General features: G+C 71.8%; 5 protein-coding genes. All 5 read right to left on the reverse strand.

The genetic code is table 11. The features are described 5' to 3' along the window. Positions 1-291, reverse strand: a 291-nt coding sequence (locus VM840_00800; protein ID HVL80113.1) for a septum formation initiator family protein, incomplete at its 3' end; no start/stop codon positions are given. Next, positions 291-1,601, reverse strand: coding sequence for a phosphopyruvate hydratase (eno, locus tag VM840_00805; protein HVL80114.1), 1,311 nt, complete (start codon positions 1,599-1,601; stop codon positions 291-293). The genes VM840_00800 and eno, both read right to left, overlap by 1 nt. Beyond that, positions 1,598-2,431: a nucleoside triphosphate pyrophosphohydrolase gene (mazG, locus tag VM840_00810; protein ID HVL80115.1), complete on the reverse strand. Its 834-nt coding sequence runs from the start codon at positions 2,429-2,431 to the stop codon at positions 1,598-1,600. The genes eno and mazG overlap by 4 nt, the downstream gene beginning before the upstream one ends. Beyond that, positions 2,428-3,378, reverse strand: coding sequence for a peptidyl-prolyl cis-trans isomerase (locus VM840_00815; GenBank protein HVL80116.1), 951 nt, complete (start codon positions 3,376-3,378; stop codon positions 2,428-2,430). Before VM840_00815 ends, mazG begins: the two co-directional genes overlap by 4 nt. Then, a partial coding sequence (gene mfd, locus VM840_00820; protein HVL80117.1) for a transcription-repair coupling factor occupies positions 3,378-5,437 on the reverse strand: 2,060 nt, incomplete at its 5' end. The genes VM840_00815 and mfd, both read right to left, overlap by 1 nt.

Consider the following 5,437-nt stretch of genomic DNA (forward strand, 5'->3'; position numbering starts at 1 on the left):
CATGTAGGCGTCCTCGCCGGGCTTCACGAGGCCGAGCCGCTCCCGGGCCAGGATCTCGAGCTCCTGGGGGTCCTGCATGCGGCGGACCTCGGCCTCGAGCTCCTCGTTGTTGCGCTGGAGCTCGACGAGCCGAGCCTCGAGGCGGTGCATCCGCATCTTCTGGGCCACGAGCTGCTTCGTCGGGAAGAAGACGAGGAAGGCGGCGACCAGGAGCCCGATGGCGAGCAGCTGGCGCCGATGGGGCGCCGGACGCTCGGGGGGGGCGGTCGGCGGCGCGGCCGTCCGGACCACTAGCCCTCGCTCTCGTCCTGGGCGGCGTCGACGCCGAGAGGCAGGCAGTCCCAGCCCGCGTACCGGGCTCCCGCGCCCAGCTGCTCCTCGATCCGGAGGAGCTCGTTGTACTTGGCGGTCCGTTCACCGCGCGCGGGGGCGCCCGTCTTTATCTGCCCGACGCCGGTCGCGACGGCCAGGTGGGCGATGGTGGTGTCCTCGGTCTCCCCGGACCGGTGGGAGAGCATCGCCGCCCAGCCGGCCCGGCGGGCCAGGGTGATGGTGTCGAGGGTGGCCGTGAGCGTCCCGATCTGGTTGGGCTTCACGAGGACGGCGCTCGCGCAATCCTCCTCGATCGCCCGCGCGACCCTCTCCGGGTTCGTGACGAGGAGGTCGTCACCGATGAGCTGGACGCTGTCCCCTATCGCCTCGGTCAGCGTCGTCCAGCCCGCCCAGTCCTCCTCGGACGCGCCGTCCTCGATGGAGACGATCGGGAAGTCGTCGCATAGGGCGCCGTAGAAGGCGGCCAGCTCGTCGGCGTCCATCGAACGGCCCTCGAGGTGGTAGGACCCGTCGCGGAAGAGCTCGGTCGACGCCACGTCCAGGGCGAGGACGACGTCGCTGCCCAGCGTGTAGCCGGCGTCCTCCACGGCTCCAGCTATGAGCTCGAGGGCGGCTCTCGTGGACGGCAGGTCCGGCGCTATGCCGCCTTCGTCTCCCACGTTCGTGCCCAGCCCGGCCTTGCGCGCGGCCGAGCGGAGGGAGGCGTAGACCTCCGCCCCGGCGCGGAGCGCCTCGGAGAATGAGGCGAGTCCGATGGGGGCGACCATGAACTCCTGGACGTCGATGCCGTTGTCGGCGTGAGCCCCTCCGTTCAGGACGTTCAGGAAGGGGACCGGCAGGACGTTCGCGCCCGGACCCCCCAGGTACCGGTACAGCGGGATGCGGAGGTGGGTCGCGCCGGCGGCGGCCGCCGCGAGCGAGACCCCCAGGACGGCGTTCGCGCCCAGGGAGCCGAGGTTGGGGGTGGCGTCGATCCGCAGCAGGGTGTCGTCGAGTCCGCGCTGGTCCAGGACGTCGCGCCCCACGATCTCGGGCGCGATCCGCGCTGAGACGTTCGAGACCGCCTCCAGCACACCCTTGCCCCCGTAGCGGTCGTCCCCGTCTCTCAGTTCGCTGGCCTCGAAGGCTCCCGTGGACGCGCCGGATGGGACGGCCGCGCGCCCGGACGCGCCGGAAGAGAGCATGACCTCGACCTCGACCGTCGGGTTCCCACGGGAGTCGAGGATCTCCCGGGCCCAGACGCGTTCGATCGACGTGGGCGGGATCACTCGGGCCGAACCTCCTTGTGGACTCGCTCCCAGTATCGCCGCCACCGTTCGGGGGACAAGGATTCGAGCTGCACACCCTCCTGAGAGGCGAGGTTCTCCATCCGGTTGAACCGCTCGGCGAACAGGTCGGTGGCGGTCCGCAACGCGGTCTCGGGCTCGACCCCCGCCCTGCGGGCCAGGACGGCCAGCGCGAAGAGCGCGTCGCCCAGCTCGGCCGAGACCCGGGCGGGATCGGGGTCCGGATCGGACAGCTCGCGCCGGACCTCTTCTAGCTCCTCGGCCGCCTTCTCGGCGGCCTCGTGGACGGTCGGCCAGTCGAACCCGACCTGAGCGGCGCGCCGGGACAGCTTGGACGCCCGGGCGAGGGCGGGCATCGCCCTGGGGACGCCCTCCATGACCCGCGTCCCCTTCTCGGCTCGCTTCGATGCCTCCCAGTTGGCCAGGACGTCATCCGACCCGGACACCTCGACATCGCCGAACACGTGGGGGTGGCGGCGGACGAGCTTGTCGGTGAGGTCGCTCACGACCTCGGCGATCGTGAACGTCTCCTCCTCCGCGGCGAGCTGGGCGTGCAGGACGACCTGGAGCAGGAGGTCTCCCAGCTCCTCGCGCAGACCGGCTGCGTCGTCGTCCTCGATGGCCTCCAGCACCTCGTACGTCTCCTCGAGGAGGTGGCGGGCGAGGGTCTGGTGCGTCTGCTCCCGGTCCCACGGGCAGCCCTCGGGGCTGCGCAGCTTGGCGATCACCGCGACGAGGGAGCGGAACGGCTCGACGGCCGGGTCCACCACCCGCGCGAAGCCGGGAGGGAGGTCGAGGTCCTCCGGTCTCACTCGGGCAGTTCGGGGTCGTTCGGGACGATCGCGAAGCGCTCCGGGTCGAACCGTCCGTACTTGGGGTTCACGACGATCCGCGACCGGGAGCCGCGCTCACGCAGGAAGCGCCCGAGCGCCTGCTGGCGCTGCTCCACGAGCAGCTGGTCCAGGATCTCGGCCCGGACGTCCTCGAGCGGGGCGGTCCGTCGCTCGTGGACCTGGTAGACGTGGAACCCGCTCCCGGTCTGGACCGGTCCCGCGACCCCCCCGTCCGGGACCCCCTCTATCTCGGTGCGCGTCGCCTCGTCGACCGTGCGCAGGTCGACCCACCCGAGGTCCTCGCCGTTCTCGGCCTGGCGCGCGAGCGTCTCGAACGAGGCTCCCCCCTCCACCCGCTCGACGATCCGGGTCGCCTCCTCGCGCTCGCCGACGGTGATCCGCGAGAGCCGGGCCTGCTGGTAGATGGCCTGGCGCTCCTCGTAGGCGGCCTGGACCTGCGTAGCCTCGGGCTGGACATCGGCGGTCAGGACCCTCTGCAGCTTCTCGACGGCGGCCTGCCGGCGGACGAGCTCCCGGAACCGCGCCCGGTCGAGCTTCTGCTCGGCCGCGAGCTCCATCAGCCTCTCCCGCCCGCCGTACTGCAGGGCCAGGCGGTCGACCATCTGGTCCACGTCCTGCTCGGTCACCGGCTGGTCGCGTCGTTCGAGCTCGCGGCGCACGAGGGAGACCTGGACGAGGATGGTGAGCAGCCGGCGCCGCTCCTCGCCGCGGAACTCCTCCCCGACCTGCGCGAGCCCCGTCTGGTACTGGGGGTCGTCGCGCAGGTGCTCCAGCTCACGCTCGACGGTGGCTTCGGTGATGCGCTCGCCGTCCACCAGGGCGGCGGCAGGGGTCAGCTGGTCGGCGCACCCGGTCGTCGCGAGCACGGCGGCGAGGACGAGCAGGAGTCGGCGGGCGGGGCGCATCAGGCGGGGACGATATCAGAGACCAACAGCCCCCGGACCGCCTCCAGGAGCCAGGCGACCAGCTCAGGCCCTTCGATGTCGGGCACAGGGAGCAGGAGGGTGGACGTCGCTTCGGTGAGGACCGCGCGGGGGTGCTCGCGCTGCAGCCGGATCGGCTGCCACTCGTGACCGAACCGGACCGGCTTCAGCCTCGCCACCCGCCCGTGCAGCTCGTGCTCGGCGACGGCCAGCTCCGTGACCCCCGCCTGTCTGAGCACGGCCCGCAGCTCGGCCACGCTCAGGAGAGCGTCGGCTGGCGGCGGGAGCGGTCCGAACCTGTCGCGCAGCTCGCTCCGGGCGTCGTCCACCTCGGACGGCGAGGCGGCGTCCGCGATGCGGCGGTACGCGGCCAGGCGCAGCGGGTCGCGGTCGATGTAGTCGTCCGGGAGGTAGGCGTTCACGGGGACGTCCAGGCGCACCTCGGCCGGCTCGGCGCTGGGCTCCCCCCGCAGCTCGCGAGCGGCCTCCTCCAGGATCTGCATGTACATCTCGAACCCCACCGCCTCGATGTGGCCTGACTGCTCCGCCCCGAGCATGTTCCCGGCGCCCCGGATCTCCAGGTCCTTCAAGGCGATCGCCATGCCCGACCCGAGCTCGGTGAACTGGGCCAGGGTCTTCAGACGCTCGTGCGCCTGGCCCGTGAGCCGGATGTTCGGGGGGAAGAAGAGGTACGCGTACGCCTGCTCCCCCGCTCGTCCGACCCGGCCGCGGAGCTGGTAGAGCTGCGCCAGGCCGAGCATGTCCGCCCGGTCGACGATCAGCGTGTTCGAGGAGGGGATGTCCAGGCCGGCCTCGATGATCGTCGTGCAGAGCAGCACGTCCACCTCGCGGGTGCCGAACGCGAGCATCGTCCGCTCCAGAGTGTCCTCGTCCATCTGGCCGTGGGCGACGGCGACCCTCGCCTCCGGTATCAGCCGCTGGAGGCGACGGTGCTCCCGCTCGATCGTCTGCACCCGGTTGTGGACGTAGAAGACCTGACCCCCCCGCGCCAGCTCGCGACGGATGGCGGCGGTGACGAGCCGCTCGTCGAACGGACCGACGAACGTCCGGACGGGACGGCGCGCGGCGGGGGCGGTCTCGATGATCGAGAGGTCGCGTATCCCCGACATGGACATCTCGAGCGTCCGGGGGATCGGGGTCGCGGTCAGCGTGAGCACGTCGACCTCGACGCGCAGCTTGCGCAGCTTCTCCTTCTGCGCCACCCCGAACCGGTGCTCCTCGTCGACGATCACGAGCCCGAGGTCGTTGAAGCGGACGTCCTTCGACAGGAGCCGGTGGGTGCCGATCACGACGTCCACCTCGCCGGTGGCGACCTTGGCGATCGTGTCCGCCTGCTCGGCCGGGGATGAGAACCGGCTGAGGAGGCCGACCTGGACGGGAAACGGTCCGAACCGCTCCGCGAAGGTCGCGTGGTGCTGCTGGGCGAGGATGGTGGTGGGGACGAGGACCGCGACCTGCTTCCCCTCAACGACGGCGGCGAACGCGGCCCGGACCGCCACCTCCGTCTTCCCGTAGCCCACGTCGCCGCATACGAGGCGGTCCATCGGGTGTGGCTTGGCCATATCCGCGGATACGTCACGGATGGCTCGGAGCTGGTCGGGCGTCTCCTCGTAGGGGAAGGACTCCTCGAGCTCACGCTGCCACGGGGAGTCGGTCGGGAACGCATGCCCGGGGGTGCTCTGGCGCGCCGCGTACAGCCGGACGAGCTCGGCCGCGATGTCGCGGGCCTTGCGCCGCACGCGCGCCTTCGTCCGCTCCCACTCGGCCGTCCCGAGCCGGGACAGCTTGGGTTCCTCGGTGCCGATGTACCGCTGGAGGGCTTCCGCCGTGTCCGACGGGACGAAGAGCCGGTCGTCGCCCGCGTAGGAGACGATCAGGTACTCGCGGGTGAAGCCCCCGACCTCCCGGGTCTCCATCCCGACGAACCGGCCGATGCCGTGCAGCGCGTGCACGACGAGGTCGCCAGGGTTCAGCTCCTCGAGGGCCTTCGCGCGCCGGCGAGGCTTCGGGCGGGTGGGGG

The organism is Actinomycetota bacterium (genome assembly GCA_035540895.1).
Classification (GTDB): Bacteria; Actinomycetota; JAICYB01; order JAICYB01; family JAICYB01; genus DATLFR01.

What these genes read in the sequence shown, in the direction of transcription:
- VM840_00815 (HVL80116.1), bottom strand. Translation starts at nt 3,378, where the DNA reads ATGCGCCCCGCCCGCCGACTCCTGCTCGTCCTCGCCGCCGTGCTCGCG.